The following is a 20,851-nucleotide window of genomic DNA, read 5'->3' on the forward strand; positions in this document are numbered from 1 at the left end:
GATCTTCGCCTCGAAGTCGCGCGCCAGGGAATCCAGCACCGATCGGCGCGAGGCACGTTCGGCCGCGACATAGGTTTCCAGCAGCACCTCCAGGTCGAGCCAGGCGGCACGGTTGAGCGTCTCCGCCAGGATCGAACTGGCCTGGTCCTCTTTCCGCCGGAGCCAGAGGAGGGAGAGCCCGCCGCGCGGCGCGGGCGCCAGCCCGAGGTCGCGGCAGATCGCCGAGCCCACGGTGGAGTGGCAGATGGCCACGGCGTAGCTCGGCACGCCGCGGGTGTAGAAGGCCGTGGCCAGCCGTTCCGCTGATTCGAAAAACCCCTCGCCCAGCCTGCCGGAGACCACGCGCTGCCAATGCGCCACGCGCACCTCGTGCACCGCAGGCTCCATCAGCGCCGCCTGGATCTCGGGCCAGCCCGCGAAGGTGCCGTGCAAGGAGCCGATCAACACCGGAAGCCGATCCCGCGCGTAGTCCGCCTGCCGGTTCAGCAGCCGGATGTCCTGGTCCGTGATGCCGAAGGCGGCGAGGCGCTTGCGTTGGTCCGGGTCGAGGATCTCGGCCATGGGGGGCTCCATGCGAATGTCGCCCGCGGGGGCAGGCTCCGCAGTGTCCGCCCCGGGCGGTTAAAGGCTCCTTACTGCTCCTCACATTTCCGAGATCAACATAACTTGCCCGGTCAGTGTCCAAAATCGAAGACCAGCTCCGCCGCCCCTCCGCGCTCCACAGAGCGCACCCGGTCCGCCAGCCTTGCGATCAGCGCGCCGGAGACGCGGAGCATGGCGGCGTCCACCGCCGCCTCATCCTCCTCCAGCAGCGCCGCCGCATCGGGCATCGCCCCACCGGCGAGGGGGAAGGGCGGCCCCGCATGGATCAGGCGGCAGCGCAGGTTGAACTCGTCGAAGCTGGCCGAAAGCGTGATCGGCCCCTTGGTGCCGGATTGCCGCAGCGCCTCCAGCGCCTCGCCGAGGGCGACGCCCGCGCGCACCACCACCTCGCCGCGCGCGCCCCAGGCCCTGCCCTGGTGCTCCAGGAACTCGGCGGCCTGAGGCGCCTCCTCCGCAGGGTCCAGCACCACCTGCGTCGTTCGCTTCACGCCCACCCGCAGCACGGCGTTCAGCGCCACCGCCGCGATCGAACCCATGGTGAGGCCGGAGCTGACGATGATGCGGGCCCAGTCCGGCGCGGCCTGGCCCAGGGCCGGCAGCAGCATCACCCCCGTGCCCGCCACCAGCGCGAGCCCGACCGTGAAGCTCCGCTGCGTGTTCATCATGCGGGAGGTCGCCAGCCCCATCCCGGCCACGAGGAGATAGGAGGCGGTGTAGATCAGGATCCCCCCGATCACCGGAGCCGGGGTGAGCGCGATCAGCCCCGCGATGGGCGGCACGAAGGCCGCCACCATCAGCACGAGCCCGGCGGCCACCCCGACGCGCCAGGCGGTGACCCCCGTCGCATGGGCCAGGCCCACATTCGCCGAGGAGGCGGCGCTGGTCAGCAGCCCCGCCGCGCCCTGCACCGCATGCATCAGGCTGTGGCCCGTCACGGCGCGGGAGACGCGGCGCATATCGGCCCGCCTCCAGCGCGCGTCGTTCATCTTCTCCATCGAGAGGACCGCGCCGAAGAGGTCCATCGCCCCGATCAGCTCGGTGACGAGGTAGATCGCGATCGGCACCAGCAGGAATTCCGGGGCGGGCAGGGACCGCCCGGCCATGGGCACGGCCAGTGGCGGCAGCGCGGCCAGCCTCTCCATCCCGCCCTCGGTCAGCGCCCCGGCCACGGCCGCCACCAGCGTGCCCGCGAGCGCGCCCACCACCACGGCCAGCCGCCGCAGCCCGGGCGGGCCCCAGAGTGAGGCCGCGATGATGCAGAGGATGGTCGCCGCCGCCGAGGCCAGCGCCGCGCCGGAGATATGGCCCGCCGCATCCAGCCCCACCCCGCGCGAGAGCCCGGCCGAGACAAGGGAGAGCCCGAGCATCACCACCACCACCCCCAGCACCTCCGGCGGGAAGAAGGCCCGCAATCGGGGCAGCACCCGGGCGAAGATCAGGCCGGCCACCGCCGCCACGATGGTCGCCCCCATCGCCGCTCCGAGGCCATAGGCCGTCACCACCCCGATGAAGATCGGCAGCCGCGCGGGAGCCGGCAGCGCCACCAGGATCATCCCCGCGCCCAGCCGGCTCGGCACCGCCTGCAGCAGGGTGGCCGCGCCCAGCATGAAGATGGTCGCGCTGACGAAGCCGCTCGTCTCGGCGGGGTCCAGCCCGATCCCCTGCGCCGCCACCACGGCATAGAGGATGAACATCAGCGACAGGAAGGCATGCTGCACCCCCATGCTGAGGGTCAGCCCCAGCGGCGGGCGTTCATCCTCGGCATAGAGAAGCTCCTCCGGCCGGGTGTGCCGGGAAGGGCCGGGCGGGGGCAGGACACGATCGAAGAAGAACCTCAAACACGACGCTCCGGCTCGGACCGGCCCGGAATCCACGGCCACCCGTCTTGGGAATGTAATAGGCCATCATCGTCCCGGTTTGTGGAGCCACGCCGCTGCGATGGCCCGGCGCCGCACCGTCCGTGAAGGCGGGAGGATGCGCAAACGCAAGCGGCGCGCCACGCCGTCGCCAACTGCGGCGCCACACCACCGCCACATCCGCGTCACGCTTCCTCACGTCGCGCGTCTCGGCCCGTTACACGCCCGCTGCCATCTTCGGATCATCGTCAAGGAGGACGACGCATGACCCGTACCCGCAAGATCACTCTCTCCGCCCTGGCCGTGGCGCTCGGCGCCGGCGCCCTCGGCGCGGTCGCCGTGCCGGCCCTGGCCCAGGAGGGCATGCGCCGCGGCGGCGCGATGCTCTTCCAGCAGGCGGACGGCAACAAGGACGGCCGCGTCACCGCCGACGAGGCCTGGAACACCCTCTCCGCCCGCTTCGGCGAGGCGGATGCGAACAAGGACGGCGGCGTCAGCTGGGACGAGTTCCGCGCCCATATGCAGGCCCGGATGGAGGCACGCCGCGGCGACCGCCCCGCCCCGCCCGCCGGCCGGCTGGCCCGGATGGAGGAGCGCGGCCAGGGCATGTTCCGCGCCCTCGATGCCGACCGCGACGGCCGCGTGACCCTCGCCGAGCTGCGTCCCTTCGCGGAAGCGATGTTCCGCGCGCGGGACGCGAATGGCGACAACGCCCTGTCCCGCGAGGAGGTGCGCCCGCACCACGCCCGGGGCGAGCGCCACGGCCCGCGGCCGCAGCCGGCGCCGACCCAGGCCCAGTAGGCCCGCCGCAAGGGCTGCCGGGGGAGGGCATTCCCCCGGCAGCCCACGCGCGAAAGCCCCCGCGAGGACGCCGCGAGGCCTGAGAAATCCGGATTGTCGAGGAATGGACCCGCCCCGGGGAGAAGAGGGGGGTGGTGGGCGCGACAGGGATTGAACCTGTGACCCTTCGCGTGTGAAGCGAATGCTCTCCCGCTGAGCTACGCGCCCGGAGTGGCGGGGGATATCCACCGAGAGGCCGCCCCTGTCAAGCGACCCGAACCGACCCCCTGGCGAAACCGCCCGACCGTTCCGATCTTAACAGAACCCGCGACGCAAGGCATGGCATGACCCCGAACCGGCACCGCCGCTCCGCCCTCATCGCCCTTGCCGCCCTGGCGCCCGGCCTCCCCCTGGCCGCGCGGCCCGCCAGCGCCCAGCCCATCACCGCCACCTACACCGTCCATGCGGCGGGGCTGACCGTGATGGAGATCAACGCCACCCTCGACATCACCGATCGCGGCTACATGGTGGAGTTCCGCTCCCGCATGCGCGGCCTCGTCTCCGCCTTCGCCAGCGGCCAGACCACCACGCGGGTGGAAGGCGTGTGGGAAGGGGAGGCGGCCCGGCCGCGCCGCTACATCTCCGAAGGCGTCTGGCGCGGGGAGCCGCGCCGCACGGTGCTGGAATGGCAGGGCAGCCAGCCCGCCATCCGCGCCATGGTCCCCCCCAACCAGGACGAGCGCGAGCCGGTGCCCGACACCATGCAGCGCAACACGATCGACAGCCTCTCGGCCATGGCCCAGCTGGTCCGCCAGGTCCGGCGGGACGGCCACTGCAACGGCGCCGTCCGCGTCTATGACGGCCGCCGCCTGAGCGAACTGGCCGCCCGCACCCAGGGCCGCGACCAGTTCCCCCCGGCTCGGGACGAATGGTCCGGCACCGCCCTGAAATGCGCCTTCGAAGGCCGCTTCCTCGCGGGCTACCGCAAGGGCGAAGACGTGGAAGCCGCCCGCCGCCCGCAAACCGGCACCGCCTGGCTGGCCGAGGTCACGCCCGGCCGCCCGCCCATCCCCGTGCGAATCGACCACGCCAGCCGCTGGATGGGCACGCTCACCGCCCGCCTCGCCAGCTACGGACCCCCGGGGCAGATGCAGGCCCGCGCTGGGGATTGAGCCTGAAGGGTGGCACCCCGGGAGGGAGGAGGAATTCTCCCTCCCGGACCCTCCCTCATCTTCTTTTTCAGGACTGCCGTGGAAGGCGGGGCTGTGGGTGCGCCTGAGGTCGATGACCTCAGGCGACTGAAGGGGCCGCCGCGCGCCCCTGAATCAAAATTCCTGCGGCGCCCCAGCGATCATCGTATCCCCGGCAGGCTTGACGCGGGGTCCGGGGTGGCCGCTGCCACCCCGGCACGGGCGAAAGCGGAGCTTTCGCCCAGGGGTCCGGGAGGCAGCGCCTCCCGGGGGCCACAAGCGCAACGTTAACCCAGCCGCAACCCAGCCAGCAGCCCCGGCAGGTCCCCCGGCGCGGAGGCCACCGGCGCGCCTTCCGCCATTTCGGGCTGCCCGTAGCCCCAGGCGGCGAAGATCGCCGCGATCCCCGCGGCCTTTGCGGCGCGCGTGTCGTTCTGGTGGTCCCCGATCAGCACGGATTGCGAGGCCTCACCCCCCATCCGGGCCAGCAGCCCGAGAGGGTGCCCGGGATGCGGCTTGCGCACGGGAAAGCTGTCGCCGCCGCCGATCCCGTCCAGCAGGGGGGAGAGGCCGAGATCGTCCAGGATGATCCGCGCCGCCTTCTCCGGCTTGTTGGTGCAGACCGCCAGCCGCCATCCCTCCGCCCGGAGCGCCGCCAGCACCTCGGGGATGCCGGGGAAGGGCCGGGTCTCGTCGGCGGCATGGGCCTCGTAATCCGCCATGAAATCGGCCACGAGTTCCGGTGAGAAGGCCAGGTTCCGGGCCGCGCAGGCCCGCTGCACCAGCACCGTCACCCCATCCCCGATCATCCGCCACACCTCCTCCCGGCTGAAGCCGGGGCGGTCATGCCGGGCCATGAGCCGGTCCAGCGCCGAATGGAGGTCCGGCGCGCTGTCCAGCAGCGTGCCGTCGAGGTCGAAGAGGGCGATCCGGTCCATTTGCCCCCCATGCCACCCCGGATTACAGCCCGCAATGCGAGTTGACGCGCGCCGCCCTTGCGGAAGGACCCGCCCCTGGGGCTTATCCATCCCATGCAAAGGGCCGCCATCCTCCTCGCCGCCGGTCTGGGCACCCGGATGCGTTCATCCTTGCCCAAGGCGATGCACCCCATCGCGGGCCGTCCGATGCTCCGGCATCTCGTCGCCGCCTGCGAGGAGGTGTTCGACCGCATTGTGGTCGTCACCGGCCCCGACATGCCCATGCTGGAGAAGGCGGCCGCGCCGCATGCCACGGTGGTGCAGCACGAACGCCTCGGCACCGGCCATGCCGCCCTCCAGGCCGCGCCGCTGCTGCGGGACTTCGACGGCGATGTCGCGGTTCTTTACGCCGACAACCCGCTGATCACCGCCGCCACGCTGCGCCGCCTGCTGCAGGCGCGCGAGAGCGCCGATATCGCCCTGCTCGCCATGCGCCCCGCCGACCCCGCCCGCTACGGCCGCGTGCTGCCGCATGAGGATGGCGGCATCGCGCGCGTGGTGGAGTGGAAGGATGCGACGGAGGCCGAGCGCGCCATCACCCTCTGCAATGTCGGCGTGGTCTGCGCTTCCGCCGGGCAGCTCTTCGGCTGGCTGCGGGGCCTCGGCAACGACAACGCGGCCGGCGAATACTACCTGCCGGATGCGGTAGCCGCCGCCAGGGCCGAGGGGTTCCGCGCCGTCGCCGTGGAGGCGGAGGAGGCCGAGTGCCGCGGCATCAACTCCCGCATCGAACTGGCCGCCGCCGAGGCCGCGGTGCAGGCCGCGCTGCGGGAGCGCGCCATGGCCGGCGGCGCCACGCTGGTCCGCCCGGAAAGCGTCACCCTCAGCCATGACACGGTGATCGGGCAAGACGTGACGATCGGCCCGGATGTCGTCATCGCCCCCGGCGTCACCATCGAGGACGGGGTCGAGATCCGCGCCTTCTCCCATCTCGAATCCTGCACCATCCGCCGTGGTGCCGTCATCGGCCCCTTCGCGCGGCTGCGCCCGGGCACGGAGATCGGCGCCGGCGCCCATGTCGGGAATTTTGTCGAGCTGAAGGCCGCGATGCTGGGGGAGGGCGCGAAGGCCAACCACCTCTCCTATATCGGTGATGCCAGCATCGGCGCGCGCACCAACATCGGCGCCGGCACCATCACCTGCAATTACGACGGCTACGCCAAGCACCGCACCGCGGTGGGGCAGGGGGTCTTCATCGGCTCCAACGCCACTCTTGTCGCGCCCGTAACATTAGGGGATGGCGCCTTCGTCGCGGCCGGCTCTACCATCACCGCCGACGTCGCGCCCGATGCCATGGCCTTCGGCCGCGCCCGCCAGGACCAGAAGGAAGGGCGCGCCGCCGCGTTCCGCGCCCAGCGTCGCGCCCCCCCCACGAAGACGGAGAAGCCCTGAGCATGTGCGGTATCGTCGGCGTCGTCGGCCAGGTCGAGGCCGCCCCCCGTCTTCTCGAAGCCCTGAGGCGCCTGGAATACCGGGGCTATGACAGCGCGGGCATCGCCACGCTGGTGAACGGCCATGTCGAGCGCCGCCGCGCCGAGGGCAAGCTGGGCAACCTCGCCGAGGTGCTGGAGCATGACCCGCTGCCCGGCACGATCGGCATCGGCCATACCCGCTGGGCCACCCATGGCGCGCCCACCACGCGCAACGCCCATCCGCACGGCACCACCCGCGTCTCCATCGTGCATAATGGCATCATCGAGAACCATGCCGAGCTGCGCGCCGAGCTGGAGGCCGAGGGCGCCGAGTTCGAGACCGAGACCGACACCGAGACCTTCGCCCGCCTGGTGGACCATCGCCTCGCCCTTGGCGAAAGCCCGGAGATCGCCTTCTCCGGCGCGCTCAAGCGCGTGCATGGCGCCTTCGCCCTCGCGGCCGTCTTCGCCGGCCATCCACGCAAGCTGCTGGCCGCCCGTCAGGGCGCCCCGCTCGCCATCGGCTATGGGGAGGGGGAGATGTTCGTCGGCTCCGACGCCCTCGCCCTCGCCCCCCTGACCCGCCGCATCGCCTATCTCGATGAGGGCGACTGGGCCGTGGTCAGCGACACCGATGCCCAGGTCTATGACGCGAACGACGCCCCGGTGCAGCGCGCCGTCAAGACCACGGCCTTCTCCGGCGCCGCCATCGGCAAGGGCAACTACCGCCACTTCATGGAGAAGGAGCTGCACGAGCACCCTGCGGTGATCGGCGACACGCTTCGCCAGTATGTGGACCCCGCGACCCGCGCCGTGTCCCGCCCCGCTCTGCCTTTCGACCCCGCCACCCTCCCGCGCCTCTGGCTCTCCGGCTGCGGCTCCGCCTTCATCGTCTGCCAGACCGCCCGCTACTGGTTCGAGACCATCGCTCGCCTTCCCTGCGACGCGGATGTCGCGAGCGAGCTGCGCTACCGCGACCCGCCGATGACCGGGGGCGGCGCCGCCATGTTCGTCTCCCAGTCCGGCGAGACGGCGGACAACCTGGCCGCGATGAAGCTGCTCCGCACCGGCGGGCAGTCCATCGTCTCGGTCGTGAACGTGCCCGAGAGCACGATGTCGCGCGAAAGCGACGCGACGCTGATGACGGTCGCCGGCCCCGAGATCAGCGTGGCCTCCACCAAGGCCTTCACCGCGCAGCTCTCGGTCATGGCCTGCCTTGCCCTCAACTTCGCCCGCGCCCGCGGCGCTATCGATGCCGAGGAGGAGGCGCGGCTCACCACCGCCCTGCTGGAGGTGCCCGAGCACGCCGCCCGGCTGCTGGATGCCAGCGCCGAGATCGAGGCGCTGGCCGAGGACATCAAGGGCGCGCGCGACGTGCTCTATCTCGGCCGTGGCAGCATGTTCCCCATCGCGCTCGAAGGCGCGCTGAAGCTGAAGGAACTCTCCTACATCCATGCCGAGGGCTATGCCGCCGGCGAGATGAAGCACGGCCCGATCGCGCTGATCGACGACAGCGTGCCCGTCATCTCCCTCTGCCCCTCCGGCCCGCTCTTCGAGAAGACCGCCTCCAACCTGCAGGAGGCCGCGGCGCGCGGCGGGCGCATCATCGCCTTCACCGACGAGGACGGCGCCCAGGCCCTGCGCCGCTTCGCCTCCCGCGTCGTGGTGCTGCCGAAGGTGGATCCCTTCGTCGCGCCCATCCTGCACGCCATCCCCGTGCAGATGCTCGCCTATCACGTGGCGGTGCTGAAGGGCACGGATGTGGACCAGCCGCGGAACCTGGCCAAGGCCGTGACCGTGGAGTGAGAGGGGCGGGGCACCACTGCATCCCCGCTTCCGCCGACTCGTCCCGCATGTCAGCCTGCGCCGGCGCGGATGCCGCCCTTGCAGGCTGCTCCGCCTCAAAAAGCGGAAGGGACGGAAATGGACAAGCACCTGTCAGGCAGGCGCCATGTGATGGGATGGGGCGCAGCGACGGCCGCCCTGCACATTATGCCCGCGGCGGCGCAGGCCCCGCAGCCGCCCGCGCGCATGGACGGCGCGGCCTATACGCCGCGCTTCGTCTCCTCGCCCGATGGCGTCCGCCTCGCGACCTATGAGTTCGGCAACCCGCAGGGCCCGGCCATCCTGTTCCTGCACGGCTACGCCCAGGCCGCCCTCTCCTGGGACCGGCAGCTCAGGGACCCGGCCCTGGCGCGGGACTTCCGCATGGTCGCGATCGACCTGCGCGGCCATGGCATGAGCGCGAAGCCGGAAGGGGACGCCTTCTACAAGCCCGGCCAGGTCTGGGCCGACGACGTGCGCAGCGTCATCACGGAGCTGGGGCTGCAAAAGCCGGTGCTGGTCGGCTGGTCCTATGCGGGGCGGGTCGTCGGCGACTACATCTCCACCCATGGCGCGTCCGCCATCGGCGGCATCAACTACGTGAACGCCAGCAGCTCGCTGGGGGATCCCGCCTTCCTCGGGCCGGATGTCGGGCTGCTCGGCCCGCAGGCCATGCTGGCGCCGGGGATCGACGGCTTCATCGAGGGCACGGTGCGCTTCCTGCGCGCCTGCTTCGCCACCCAGCCCGAACCGGCCGACTTTCAGACCATGCTCGCCTTCAACATGCTGGCCCCGCATTACGTGCGCGCCGGCCTGTCCGGCCGCCCCGCGAACTACGCGGAGGCGCTGAAGGCCCTGCGCCTGCCCGTGCTGGTGACGCATGGCGAGAAGGACCGCATCCTCGCGACGCCGATGGGCCGCTTCACCGCCGCCACCGTGCCAGGTGCGAAGCTCTCCCTCTACCCCGAAAGCGGCCACGCGCCCTTCTGGGAGGAAGCGCCCCGCTTCAACCGCGAACTGGCCGAGTTCGTCCGCCAGGCCCAGGCCAACCGTTAGCATCCGGCGCCGGCCCGGGGCGCTCCCCGGGCCGGCACCCGCTCACTCCGGCTGCACCCCGAGTTCCCTCAGGATCCGCCCATAGGTCGCGAATTCCTCGCGCAGCATCGCATTCAGCTGCGCGCGCGGCACGAAGGCCGCCGGCGCCCGGGTGTTCGCCAGCACGGCCTTCACCGCCGGCGTCTCCAGCCCGGTGCGGCAGGCTTCCTCCAGCCGGTCCAGCACCGGCGCCGGCGTGCCGCGCGGCGCGTAGATGCCCACCTGGCTCAGCTGCAGGGCGTCGATCCCCTGTTCCCGGGCCGTGGGCACCTCCGGGAAGTCCGGATGCCGCCGGTTCGAGAAGACCGCGATCAGCCGCATCCGCCCGGCCTGCACCAGCTCGGCGGCGGAGCTGACCACGGCAGCGGAGAAGTCCAGCCGCCCGGCCAGCGTGTCGTTCAGATGCGGCGCCTCGCCACGATAGGGCACGTGGTTGAACTCCACGCCCGTCGCCTTCTGCACGCGCCACACGCCCAGCTGCGGCAGGGAATTGGGGCCGGGGCTGCCGAAGCTCATCGGCCGCCGCTTGCCCTCCGCCACCAGGTCCGGAAGCGTGCGGATCGGGCTCTCCGCCCGCACGACGATCCCCAGCACGTTCTCGTTCGTGCCGCACACCGCTTCGAAATTCTCGGGCTGGGTGCCGGCGTTGCGCACCATATGCGGCTGCACCACGATCGCCGTCATCGGTGTCTGGCCGAGCGTGTAGCCATCCGGCGCGCTGGCCGCGACGGACCGCATGCCGACCACGCCGGAGGCGCCGTCGCGCGTCATCAGCACCAGCGGCTGGCCGAGCGTGCGCTGGAAATGCTCGCTCAGCGCCCGCATCAACACGTCGGCCGCGCCGGGCGTGTAGGGCATCACCATGACGATCGGCTTGTCCGGATAGTCCGCGCGGGCCGCCGGAGCGGCGCCGAGCAGCGCCGGGGCCAGTGCCAGGGCGGAGAAGAGGATGCGGCGCATGGTGCTCAGCCCTCCAGGATCGCGACGGCGCGGGTCCAGCCCGCAGAAGCCCGGTGAATCTTCACGGGAAAGCACGCCACCATGAAGCCGTTCGCGGGCAGCGCCTCGAGGTTCGACAGCTTCTCCATGTGGCAATAGCCGATCTCGCGCCCGGCCCGATGCCCCTCCCAGATCAGCGAGGCGTCGCCGGTCTCCTGCACGCGCCGCCGCGTGTGGCTGAAGGGCGCGTCCCAGCTCCAGGCATCGGTGCCCACCACGCGCACGCCGCGCTCCAGCAGCCACATCGTCGCCGCCTTGCCCATGCCGCAGCCCGTGTCGATGAAGTCGTCCTCGCCATAGCGGCTGCCGGCGCGGGTGTTCACCACCACGATCTCCAGCGGGCGGATCTCGTGGCCGATGCGGCGCAGCTCGGCCTCCACCTCCTCCGGCGTCACCACATGCCCGTCCGGCAGGTGGCGGAAATCGAGCTTCACCCCGGGCTGGAAGCACCAGTCCAGCGGCACCTCGTCGATCCGCATGGAAGGCCGCCCGCCCGGCACCAGCGCCTCGTCCTGGCGCGAGAAATAGTGGTAGGGCGCATCCAGATGCGTGCCGTTATGGGTGGAGATGTTCACCTGCTCCACCGCCGCGTACTCGCCCTCCGGCAGCGCATCCACGGGCACGCCCATGTATTCGGCCATGCTCGGCGCGGTGCGGTGGTGGTCGCGGTAGTCGATCTGCGGCAGCATATGCGGCGGGTCGCTCGCGATGCCGGTCTTCAGCGTCGTCGAGATGTCGATGATCGTTCTTGGCATGGTCTTCTCGTTTCCTCCCCGCTCGTTCAGGCGGCGGGCCAGGGTGGGGCGGGCAGGATGCTGGCCCGGCATTCGCCGAAGCCGATGGAAACGGCACCCGGCGCATGGGCGCGGCCACGGAAGATCACCTCGTCCCCATCCTCCAGGAAGCGCCGCGTCTCGCCATTCGGAAGCATGATGGGGCCGGTCAGGATGATCTCGGCCATGCAGGCGCGGGACTCATCGGTGGGGCCGGAACAGGTGCCGCTGCCCAGCAGGTCGCCGGGCAGCAGGTTGCAGCCATTGGTCGCGTGGTGCGTCACCATCTGCGCGGGCGTCCAGGCCATGGTGGCGAAATCGGTCGCGGTCAGCCGCGCGGGCCCGCCGCCTTCCGCCTTCATGCGCGGCGTCAGCAGCCAGACCTCGAGCGCGATGGACAGCCCGCCCCGCGCCCGGTTCTCCGCGGAATCGAGATAGGGCAGGGGAGGCGGCGCGCCCTCCGCGCGCCGGGCGGGAATGGCGAAGGGGATCATCGCCTCGGCGGTCACGATCCAGGGCGAGACGCTGGTGGACAGGCTCTTGGATAGGAAGGGCCCGAGCGGCGGCATCTCCCAGCGCTGCACGTCGCGCGCCGACCAGTCGTTCAGCAGCCCGTAGCCGAACAGCCGCCCCGGCGCCTGGGACATGGGAACCGGCGTGCCGAGCGGGTTCTCGCCCGCCAGCCAGATCGCCAGCTCCAGCTCGTAATCCAGCGCCTCGGTCGGGCCGAAATGCACGCCGTCCCCGCGCTTCCACTGCCCGTTCGGCCGCACCACCGGCTCCCCGCTCACGCGGACGGAGCTGGCGCGGGAATGATAGGCGATGGGGATGCTGTCGAAGGCGGGGGGCAGCGGCGCGATGGCGTCCTTTGTCGCCCCCAGCCGCCAGGAATGGTCGCGCGACACCATGAAATCCGAGAAATTGGCGATGGCGCTGGGCAGGTGCATCTGCACGCCGCTGATCGGGATGAGGATGTCATCCGCGCGCGCCCTGGCGTCGCTCCCCTCCGCGAGCAGGTCGGAGACCTGCTGCCGCAGATCGCGCGAGGCCGGGCGGCCCATGGCCATCAGGCGGTTCAGGGTCGGCCCGGCGGCGGCCTCCGCCGCCTCGCCGCGGATCAGCCCGGCCTCCAGCGCCGCGCGCAGGTCCAGCACCTGGTCCCCGATGGCGACGCCGCCGCGCGGCGTGTCCCCGCCACGCGAGAACACACCGAGCGGCAGGTTCTGGATGGGAAAGTCGGAATCCGGCGCCTGGGCCGAGGGGACCCAGGCCCGGCGTTCCGGGTCATGGGTGGAGTCGAGGACGTTCATGCCCCCATCCTTGCGTCCTTGCGCCGGGCTGTGAAGAGGAAATATATATTTGCCGTGCTGATCGATAATCCGTCATCCGACGATGCGCCCACCCTCTCCGAGGCCGCGGCCCGGCGCCTCCGGCAGGACATCGTCGGCGGCGGCCTGCCCCCGGCCACCCGCCTCCGCCTGCGCGACCTCTCCGCCCGCTACGGCCTGGGCGCCACCCCGCTCCGGGAAGCCCTGGCGCGCCTGGCCGCCGAGGGATTCGTGATGCTGGAGGGGCAGAAGGGCTTTTCCGTCCCCCCCGTCACCCGGGCCCATCTGCTGGACATCACCCGCTCCCGCCAGGTGGTGGAGCCCGAGGCGCTGCGCCTGGCCATGGAACAGGGGCGGGAGGAGTGGGAGGACGGCATCGTCGCCAGCCTCTCCCTCCTCCGGCACGAGATCGGGCGGCGCGACCCGGCAAGCGAGGAATGGGTGGATGCCTATGAGGCCCGCCACCACCGCTTCCACCGCGCCCTCATCGCCGCCTGTCCGCTGCCCTCGCTGCTGCGCTTCTGCGACGACCTCTACCTGCAGAAGACCCGCTACCGCCGCCTCATGGAAACGGCCCACCAGGACTGGGCCCGGATGCTGGCCGTCCATGAAAGCCTGGCCGAGTCCGTCCTCGCCCGCAGCGCCGAGGCGCCGGCCCTCCTCGCCTCCCATATCGGCGTCACGGCCGAGCTGGTCCTCGCCCTGCTGGGCGAGGCCCCACCGGGCAAGGCTCTATCGGGCGGATGACAGCGGCGCCCAGCCGTCCCATCTTCCGCGCCGAAGCACCGCCGAAGGGAGCGCCCCCATGCTCGACACCGCGTCCAAGCTCGTCCTGAAGGACCCCGACCTGTTCCGGCAGGCGAACCGCGTCGGGGCCGAATGGGTCCAGGCCGCCTCCGGCAAGACGATCGCCGTGAAGAACCCCGCCACCGGCGAGGTGATCGGCCATGTCCCCTCCCTCTCGCGTGAGGAGGTCCGCCAGGCCATCGAGGCCGCCCAGGCCGCCCAGCCCGCCTGGCGCGGCCTGCTGGCGAAGGAGCGCGCCGCCATCCTGCGCCGCCTGTTCAACCTGATGATGGAGAATGCGGACGACCTCGCCGCCATCATGACGGCCGAGCAGGGCAAGCCGCTGACCGAGAGCAAGGGCGAGATCGCCTACGCCGCCTCCTTCATCGAATGGTTCGCCGAGGAGGGGAAGCGCGTCTACGGAGACATGATCCCCACCTTCAAGCAGGGCAGCCGCATCCTGGTGATGAAGGAGCCGATCGGCGTCTTCGCGGCCATCACGCCCTGGAACTTCCCGGCCGCCATGATCACCCGCAAGGCCGGCCCGGGCTGGGCCGCGGGCTGCACCGGCGTCATCCGCCCGGCCTCCCAGACGCCCTTCTCGGCCCTGGCCATCGCCGTGCTGGCGGAGCGCGCGGGCATGCCGGCGGGCGTCTGCAACGTCGTCACCGGCTCCGCGAAGGAGCAGGGGGAGGAGCTCTCCACCAACCCGATGGTCCGCAAGCTGTCCTTCACCGGGAGCACCGAGGTCGGGCGCACCCTGCTCGCGCAATGCGCCGGCACCATCAAGAAGACCAGCATGGAGCTGGGCGGCAACGCCGCCTTCCTCGTTTTCGACGATGCTGACCTGGACGCGGCCGTGACCGGCGCCATGGCGTCGAAGTTCCGCAACACCGGGCAGACCTGCGTCTGCGCCAACCGCATCTTCGTGCAGGACGGCGTCTATGACGCCTTCGCCGAAAAGCTGAAGAAGGCGGTCGAGGCGCTGAAGGTCGGCAACGGCATGGAGCAGGGCGTGACCCAGGGCCCGCTCATCAACGCCGATGCGGTGGCCAAGGTGGAGGAGCACATCGCCGACGCCACCGCGGCTGGCGCGAAGGTGCTCACCGGCGGCAAGCGCCACGCGCTCGGCGGCAACTTCTTCGAGCCGACGATCCTGACCGACGTGCCGGTGACGGCGAAGGTGCTGAAGGAGGAGACCTTCGGCCCCATGGCCCCCCTCATCCGCTTCAAGGACGAGGCGGAGGGCATCCGCCTGGCGAACGACACCGAGTTCGGCCTCGCCGCCTATTTCTACGCCCGCGACGTCGGCCGCATCTTCCGCGTGGCCGAGGCGCTGGAGAGCGGCATCATCGGCATCAACGAGGGCATCATTTCCACCGAGGTCGCCCCCTTCGGCGGCGTGAAGGAGAGCGGCCTGGGCCGCGAGGGCAGCAAATACGGCATCGAGGACTATCTCGAGATCAAGTACTGCCTCATCGGCGGGGTCTGACCCCCGGCGCGCGCAGCCCGGGGGCCTTGCGCCCCCGGGAGCGAACGCCGATTTTCTCCCCATGAGCGCGCCCCACCCCTACGACTTCGACCTCTTCGTCATCGGCGGCGGCAGCGCCGGCGTCCGGCTCGCCCGGATCTCCGCCGGCCATGGCGCCAAGGTCGGCATCGCCGAGGGGCGGTTCTGGGGCGGCACCTGCGTCAATGTGGGCTGCGTTCCGAAGAAGATCATGGTCCAGGCCGCGGAATACGGCGCCTGGGCCCGGGACGCAGCGGCCTTCGGCTGGACCAACCTGGGCGAGCCGCAGCACGACTGGGCCGCCCTGGCCCGCGCGCGGGACATGGAGGTGGCCCGCCTCTCCGGCATCTACAGCCGCATGCTGGCCGGCGTCGGGGTCGAGATCTTCGAGTGCTACGCCCATTTCACCAGCCCGCATGAGCTGCGCGTCGGCGACCGCACGGTCACGGCCAACCGCATCGCCATCGCCGTGGGCGGCAACCCCGACCGTCCGGACATCCCCGGCGCCGAGCACGCCTATATCTCCGACGACCTCTTCACGCTGAAGGAGCGGCCGCGCCGCATCCTCGTCGTGGGCGGCGGCTATATCGGCCTCGAATTCGCCTCCATGCTGAACGGGCTGGGCGCCGAGGTGACGCTGGCCTACCGTCAGTCCCTGCCCCTCCGCGGCTTCGACCACGAGATCCGCGAGGCGGTCTGCGAGGCCCTGACGGCCGACGGCATCACCATCCTCCCCGGCGAAACCCCGGCCGAGATCACCCGAAATGGCGAGACCCGCACCACCCGCATGGCCTCGGGCAAGGTGGTGGAGGCCGATGCGGTCTTCTTCGCCACGGGGCGCAAGCCCGCCACCAAGGGCCTCGGCGTGGACGCCGCCGGCATCAACTGCCGCGAGGGCGGGGCCATCGCCGTGGATGACGACCACGCCACCAACATCCCCCACATCTTCGCCCTCGGCGACGTGACGGACCGGGTGAACCTCACCCCCGTCGCCACCGCCATGGGCCATGCCCTGGCCGACACCCTCTTCGGCCCCAAGCCGCGCCGCGCGAGCTACGAGAACGTGCCCAAGGCCGTCTTCACCTCGCCCCCGATCGGCAGCGTCGGCCTGACCGAGGAGGAGGCCGCCCTGCGCGGCCCGGTGGAGGTCTACACCACCCGCTTCACCCCGATGCGCCACACCATCACCCGGCGGGAGGGCCGCAAGACCCTGATGAAGCTGGTGGTGGAGGGCGGCACGGGCTGCCTGCTGGGCGCCCATATGATCGGCGAGGATAGCCCCGAGATGATGCAGGGCATCGCCGTGGCCGTGGTGAACCGCCTGACCAAGGCCCAGCTCGACGCCACCATCGGCATCCACCCCACCGCCGCGGAGGAGTGGGTGACGATGCGGGTGGCAACGCGGCGGGTGGGGGAGGGGGCCGCCAAGGCCGCCTGACCCCCCGCCGGCCCCCCGCCAGACGGGCCGGGCAGGGCTGGTCATCAACCCTTGCCCCCCCGCCTCCCCCCGCTATGGTGCCCGACCGCCCCGCGAGAGGGCGCCGCCGCCCACACCGGACTGTAACCGCGTCATGCCCACCACCCCCTGGCACCCCGCCTCCTGGCGCGACATGCCCATCCGCCAGGTCCCGGAATACCCTGACCAGGCGCGCCTCCGCGCCATGGAGGAGAAGCTCGCCCGCTTCCCCCCGCTGGTCTTCGCGGGTGAGGCCGACCGGCTGACGAAGCTCCTGGCCGAGGCCGGGGAGGGGCGCGCCTTCGTGCTCCAGGGCGGCGACTGCGCCGAAAGCTTCGCGGATTTCCACGCCAACACCATCCGCGACACCTTCCGCGTCCTCCTGCAAATGGCGGTGGTCCTCACCTTCGGCGGCGGCCTGCCCGTGGTGAAGCTCGGCCGCATGGCCGGCCAGTTCGCCAAGCCCCGCAGCAGCGACACGGAAACCGTCGCCGACCAGACCCTCCCCTCCTATCGCGGGGACATCATCAACGGCGCCGACTTCACCGCCGAGGCCCGCATCCCGGACCCGTCCCGGATGGAGTTCGCCTATCTCCAATCCGCCGCCACGCTGAACCTGCTGCGCGCCTTCGCCACCGGCGGCTTCGCGGACCTGCATGAGGTCCACCGCTGGAACCTCGGCTTCGTCGCGCGCTCCCCCCTCGCCGATCGCTACGCCGACATCGCCCAGCGGATCGACGAGACGCTGCGCTTCATGGCCGCCTGCGGCATGAACAGCCTCACCGCCCCGCAGATCCGCGAGACCGAGTTCTACACCTCGCACGAGGCCCTTCTGCTTCCCTTCGAGGAGGCGATGACCCGCGAGCCGAGCACGCATCCCGGCCGCCACTACGCCTGCTCCGCCCATTTCCTCTGGATCGGCGACCGCACCCGCCAGCCCGATGGCGCGCATGTCGAATTCCTCTCCGGCGTCGCCAACCCCATCGGCCTGAAGGTCGGCCCGACCACGGAGGTGGACGACCTCCTCCGCCTGGCGGAGCGGCTGAACCCGGCCAACACGCCGGGCCGCCTGACGCTCATCACCCGCATGGGCGCGGGCAAGATCGAGGCGAAGCTGCCGCCGCTCATCCGCGCCATCCAGGCCCATGGCTGCAAGGTCACCTGGCTGTCCGACCCGATGCACGGCAACACCCATGCCGCAGGCGGCTACAAGACCCGCTCCTTCGACGCCATCCTGCAGGAGGTGCGCGGCTTCTTCGACATCCACCACGCGGAAGGCACCAATGCCGGCGGCGTGCATGTCGAGATGACGGGCCGCGACGTCACCGAATGCCTCGGCGGCGCGCATCGCCTGACAGAAGCGGACCTCGCCGCGAACTACGCCACCTTCTGCGACCCGCGGCTGAACGCGGAGCAGTCGCTGGAGCTCGCCTTCCTCGTCGCCGAGGAACTGAAGTCCCGCCGCGCCACCACCCTCCACCTCCGGGCCGCGCAATAGAGATGACCTCGCCGCTGGAAGCCGATATCGCGGCCCGCACGGACGTCTATTTCAAGCGCACCAAGGCGATCGTGCAGCGCTTCGGCGATGCGCGCGTCACCTATGCCATCTTCCTCCGCCGCCCCGTCGTCTCCGCCCCGCGGCTGATGCTGGACTGGCTGAACACGGTGGCCGCCGAGCGCGGCGCCGCGCTCGATGTCGAGCTGATGCACCAGGAGGGCACCTGGGTCGGCGCCGGCGATCCCATCCTCTACGTCACCGGCTCCTTCACCCATCTCGCGGATCTGGAAACGCTCCTCCTCCAGAAGCTCGGCGCCGCCTGCGTCGCCGCGCACAACGCCTACCAGATGTGCCTGGAACTTCCGCACGTCGCCTTCCTGGCGATGGAGGCGCGCCACTGCGCCGGGGCGGAGATGCAGGAGATCATGGCCTATGCCGCATCCGTCGGCAGCAAGGCCGCGAAGGGGGAGGGCGCGACCGGCTTCATCGGCAACGCCAACGACGCCACCGCCCACTACTATGGCGCGCAGAAGGGCGCCGGCACCATGCCGCATGCCCTCATCGGCTATGCCGGCAGCACGCTGCGCGCCGCCGAGATGTTCCACGAGACCTTCCCGGAGGAGAACCTCACCGTCCTGACCGACTATTTCGGCCAGGAGGTGACGGATGGCCTGGCCGTCTGCCGCCGCTTCCCCGAGCTCGCCGCCGCCGGCCGCATCGCCGTGCGGCTGGACACGCATGGCGGCCGCTTCCTCGAAGGGCTCGACCCCCAGCAATCCTATGCCGCGGTCGAGCGCCACGCCCCCGGCGCCATCCGCCGCTACCGCAGCGAGAGCGAGCTGCGTCACCTCGTCGGCACCGGCGTCTCCGCCGCCGCCATCTGGCGCATGCGCGAGGCGCTGGACGAGGCCGGCTTCCCGAAGGTCCGCATCATCGCCTCCTCCGGCTTCGGCGTCTCCAAATGCCGCGTCATGGCCGAGGCCCGGGCGCCGATCGACGTGATCGGCACCGGCAGCTTCATCCCGGACAGCTGGGGCGAGACCTACGCCACCGCCGACATCGTCTCCTATGACGGCGTGCCGCGCGTGAAGGTCGGGCGCGAGTTCCTGCTGCGCGCCGCCCGCCAGGGCTGAATCAGGAAAGCGGGACCGCCCTCACACCGGCGTCCCGCACCCGCCGCGCCTCGCCGCCCGGCACCGGTTCCAGCACGAGGATCAGGATGCCCTGCTGCATCCCCTCGGCCTTCACGCGGTACACGCCGTCCAGCGCGAAGGCCCCGTCGCGCAGCGTGTAGTCGCCGGTCACGCTCACCTGCATCCGCTCGGGATGGTCCAGGTTCACCAGCAGCAGCGGCGCCTGCAGGGACACCGAAAAGCCGCGCCCCTCGGCCGGGGCCGCGGTCAGCTTCAGCGAAACCAGCCCGCCGTCATGCGCCGAGACGAAGCGCCCGAAGGCGGCGGCGTTGCGCGCCGTCAGCGCCCCCTGCAGCTCCTCCACCGGGCCGCGGGTCTGCGCCCCTGCCGCAATAGGCGCCAGCGCCAGCGCCAGCGCCATCCCGCCCAGCACCGCCCGCCGCATGATCCGATCGGCCATGGCCTGCCTCCTTCCTGCAACCTGGGTGCGAAGGCAGCCGGCAAATGGGGCGCGGGCATGGCGGCCGGGTCCGGAAGGCCCGCTCCTCGCGCCCAGTTGAGCGTCAGCGCATGGAGACGCCCGGCTGCCCCGTCGCCATCCGCTGCCGGATCATCGCCTGCTCCTGCTTCGCCCCCTCGGCATCGGTGAAGAAGGTGAAGATCGCGAAGCGCCGCCCCCGGGTCACCGGCAGGGCCTCGTGCAGCATGTCGCAGCCGAAGATCGCGGCCCCTCCCGCCGGCGGCTCATGCAGGTCCGGCCCGTATTCGGGAAAGCGCAGCTGCCCGCCCTCATACGCGCCCGTGTTCAGGTTCAGGCTCATCGCGAAGCGCCGATGCGCGGTGAAGGCCGTGCGGTTGTCCCGATGCGCCTCGAAGGCGCCGAGATCGCCCGCGTCGTAGCAGCCGATCCGCGGCACCTCGTAGGAGGCGGCCGCGAAGCGGAAGGCTCGCATCATCTCCGGCACCACGCGCCGCATCAGCCGCGCCTGGAGGGTCTCGTAGAGCGCGCGGTCGTCCAGGAACACATCCGCCCGGCGTTTGATCCGGTTCGCCGCGGCCGCATCCGCCCCGCCGGCCACCCTGTCCTTCTGCTTCGCCCCCTTCTCCCAATGCGCCAGCAATGCGCCGACCAACGGCGGCTCCAGGATATCGGGCACCAGCAGCACCGGCGCGCCCGAGCGCCGCACGGGCGGTTCCGGGGCGGGGGAGGGCAGCGCCGCCAGCGCCGCCCGCACCGCATCGGCCGGTTCCGCCGCCCGGGCCGCGAAGACCAGGCGCCCGCGCGGGGAGATCACCGCCACCCCGCCATCCGGCAGGCCCAGCGCGCGAAAAAGCTGCCCTTGCGCGTCGAACAGCCGCGCCGGCCCGCTCTCCCCCGGCGCCATGCCCTCTGCGGAAGGCCCCCCATCCGGCGCCCGCGCCTCCACCAGCAGCAGCAGCGCCCCCGCCGCCCGCACGGCCACCTCCAGCTCGCCGATCCCTTCAGGCGGGCTCCCCAGCAGCAACAGGCGCGGCCGCCCGGCAATGGCCTGCCCCATCAGGTCAAAACCCGCGCCGGTCGCGTCGGGCAGCACGATCCCGGGCAGGTGGTCACCGATCAGGAAGGAGGAACGCTCGGACATCCCCGCCTT

General features: G+C 71.5%; 17 protein-coding genes, 1 tRNA gene and 1 pseudogene. 10 read left to right on the forward strand and 9 right to left on the reverse strand.

From position 1 onward, the window contains the following. Positions 1–69: 69 nt before the first annotated feature. Together BUB97_RS27485 and BUB97_RS16000 are read right to left on the reverse strand one after the other, a co-directional pair. Positions 70–573: pseudogene (locus BUB97_RS27485) on the reverse strand (protoglobin domain-containing protein); the annotation flags it as partial. Between the two features lie 101 nt (positions 574–674). Continuing rightward, positions 675–2,441 carry a solute carrier family 23 protein gene (locus BUB97_RS16000; protein WP_073136521.1) on the reverse strand — a complete coding sequence of 589 codons (1,767 nt, stop codon included), beginning with the start codon at positions 2,439–2,441 and terminating at the stop codon, positions 675–677. Positions 2,442–2,723: 282 nt separating this feature from the next. On the opposite strand from BUB97_RS16000, the gene BUB97_RS16005 reads away from it, so the two are divergent. After that, complete coding sequence (locus BUB97_RS16005; protein WP_073136523.1) at positions 2,724–3,260, forward strand: EF-hand domain-containing protein; 537 nt, start codon at positions 2,724–2,726, stop codon at positions 3,258–3,260. A gap of 132 nt (positions 3,261–3,392) precedes the next feature. On the opposite strand, the gene BUB97_RS16010 is transcribed toward BUB97_RS16005, so the two are convergent. Further along, positions 3,393–3,467: transfer RNA gene (locus BUB97_RS16010), tRNA-Val, on the reverse strand. Between the two features lie 116 nt (positions 3,468–3,583). On the opposite strand from BUB97_RS16010, the gene BUB97_RS16015 reads away from it, so the two are divergent. Continuing rightward, positions 3,584–4,411, forward strand: a complete 828-nt coding sequence (locus tag BUB97_RS16015) for a DUF3108 domain-containing protein (protein WP_086062248.1) — start codon at positions 3,584–3,586, stop codon at positions 4,409–4,411. Positions 4,412–4,716: 305 nt separating this feature from the next. Here the strand turns inward: BUB97_RS16015 and gph are convergent, their stop codons facing one another. Then, on the reverse strand, positions 4,717–5,367 hold the full coding sequence (gene gph / locus BUB97_RS16020) for a phosphoglycolate phosphatase (RefSeq protein WP_073136525.1): 651 nt from the start codon (positions 5,365–5,367) through the stop codon (positions 4,717–4,719). A 93-nt stretch (positions 5,368–5,460) separates the two neighbouring features. Between gph and glmU the strand changes: the two genes are divergently transcribed. The 3 genes from glmU to BUB97_RS16035 all read left to right on the forward strand — a co-directional run bounded on the left by glmU (position 5,461) and on the right by BUB97_RS16035 (position 9,698). Beyond that, complete coding sequence (gene glmU, locus BUB97_RS16025) at positions 5,461–6,798, forward strand: bifunctional UDP-N-acetylglucosamine diphosphorylase/glucosamine-1-phosphate N-acetyltransferase GlmU (protein WP_073136527.1); 1,338 nt, start codon at positions 5,461–5,463, stop codon at positions 6,796–6,798. Positions 6,799–6,800: 2 nt separating this feature from the next. Beyond that, positions 6,801–8,624: a glutamine--fructose-6-phosphate transaminase (isomerizing) gene (glmS, locus tag BUB97_RS16030; protein ID WP_073136529.1), complete on the forward strand. Its 1,824-nt coding sequence runs from the start codon at positions 6,801–6,803 to the stop codon at positions 8,622–8,624. 150 nt (positions 8,625–8,774) lie between these two features. Then, the gene (locus BUB97_RS16035; protein WP_175562648.1) at positions 8,775–9,698 is read left to right on the forward strand and encodes an alpha/beta fold hydrolase; all 924 of its coding nucleotides are present in this window, start codon (positions 8,775–8,777) and stop codon (positions 9,696–9,698) included. A 42-nt stretch (positions 9,699–9,740) separates the two neighbouring features. Here the strand turns inward: BUB97_RS16035 and BUB97_RS16040 are convergent, their stop codons facing one another. The 3 genes from BUB97_RS16040 to fahA are packed head-to-tail and all read right to left on the reverse strand — an operon-like array spanning position 9,741 to position 12,819. After that, positions 9,741–10,697: a Bug family tripartite tricarboxylate transporter substrate binding protein gene (locus tag BUB97_RS16040; protein WP_073136531.1), complete on the reverse strand. Its 957-nt coding sequence runs from the start codon at positions 10,695–10,697 to the stop codon at positions 9,741–9,743. 5 nt (positions 10,698–10,702) lie between these two features. Further along, on the reverse strand, positions 10,703–11,491 hold the full coding sequence (locus tag BUB97_RS16045; protein WP_073136666.1) for a cyclase family protein: 789 nt from the start codon (positions 11,489–11,491) through the stop codon (positions 10,703–10,705). A gap of 26 nt (positions 11,492–11,517) precedes the next feature. Then, entirely contained in the window at positions 11,518–12,819 is a 1,302-nt protein-coding gene (fahA, locus tag BUB97_RS16050) for a fumarylacetoacetase (protein WP_073136533.1), read from the reverse strand. 54 nt (positions 12,820–12,873) lie between these two features. Between fahA and BUB97_RS16055 the strand changes: the two genes are divergently transcribed. The 5 genes from BUB97_RS16055 (at position 12,874) to BUB97_RS16075 (ending at position 19,220) form a co-directional block, all read left to right on the forward strand. Next, entirely contained in the window at positions 12,874–13,584 is a 711-nt protein-coding gene (locus BUB97_RS16055; RefSeq protein WP_175562649.1) for a GntR family transcriptional regulator, read from the forward strand. A 58-nt stretch (positions 13,585–13,642) separates the two neighbouring features. Then, positions 13,643–15,115, forward strand: coding sequence for an NADP-dependent succinate-semialdehyde dehydrogenase (gabD, locus tag BUB97_RS16060; RefSeq protein ID WP_073136535.1), 1,473 nt, complete (start codon positions 13,643–13,645; stop codon positions 15,113–15,115). A gap of 61 nt (positions 15,116–15,176) precedes the next feature. Further along, positions 15,177–16,571, forward strand: a complete 1,395-nt coding sequence (gene gorA / locus BUB97_RS16065) for a glutathione-disulfide reductase (RefSeq protein WP_073136537.1) — start codon at positions 15,177–15,179, stop codon at positions 16,569–16,571. Between the two features lie 133 nt (positions 16,572–16,704). Continuing rightward, positions 16,705–18,087, forward strand: a complete 1,383-nt coding sequence (locus BUB97_RS16070) for a class II 3-deoxy-7-phosphoheptulonate synthase (protein ID WP_073136539.1) — start codon at positions 16,705–16,707, stop codon at positions 18,085–18,087. Positions 18,088–18,089: 2 nt separating this feature from the next. Further along, entirely contained in the window at positions 18,090–19,220 is a 1,131-nt protein-coding gene (locus BUB97_RS16075; protein ID WP_073136541.1) for a beta/alpha barrel domain-containing protein, read from the forward strand. A gap of 1 nt (position 19,221) precedes the next feature. On the opposite strand, the gene BUB97_RS16080 is transcribed toward BUB97_RS16075, so the two are convergent. Then, positions 19,222–19,680 (reverse strand): hypothetical protein, encoded by a 459-nt coding sequence (locus BUB97_RS16080; RefSeq protein ID WP_073136543.1) that lies wholly within the window; start codon positions 19,678–19,680, stop codon positions 19,222–19,224. A gap of 103 nt (positions 19,681–19,783) precedes the next feature. Further along, entirely contained in the window at positions 19,784–20,842 is a 1,059-nt protein-coding gene (locus BUB97_RS16085) for a 2OG-Fe(II) oxygenase family protein (protein WP_073136670.1), read from the reverse strand. Positions 20,843–20,851 lie beyond the last annotated feature (9 nt).

This window comes from Muricoccus roseus (assembly GCF_900141905.1).
Lineage (GTDB): Bacteria > Pseudomonadota > Alphaproteobacteria > Acetobacterales > Acetobacteraceae > Roseomonas > Roseomonas rosea.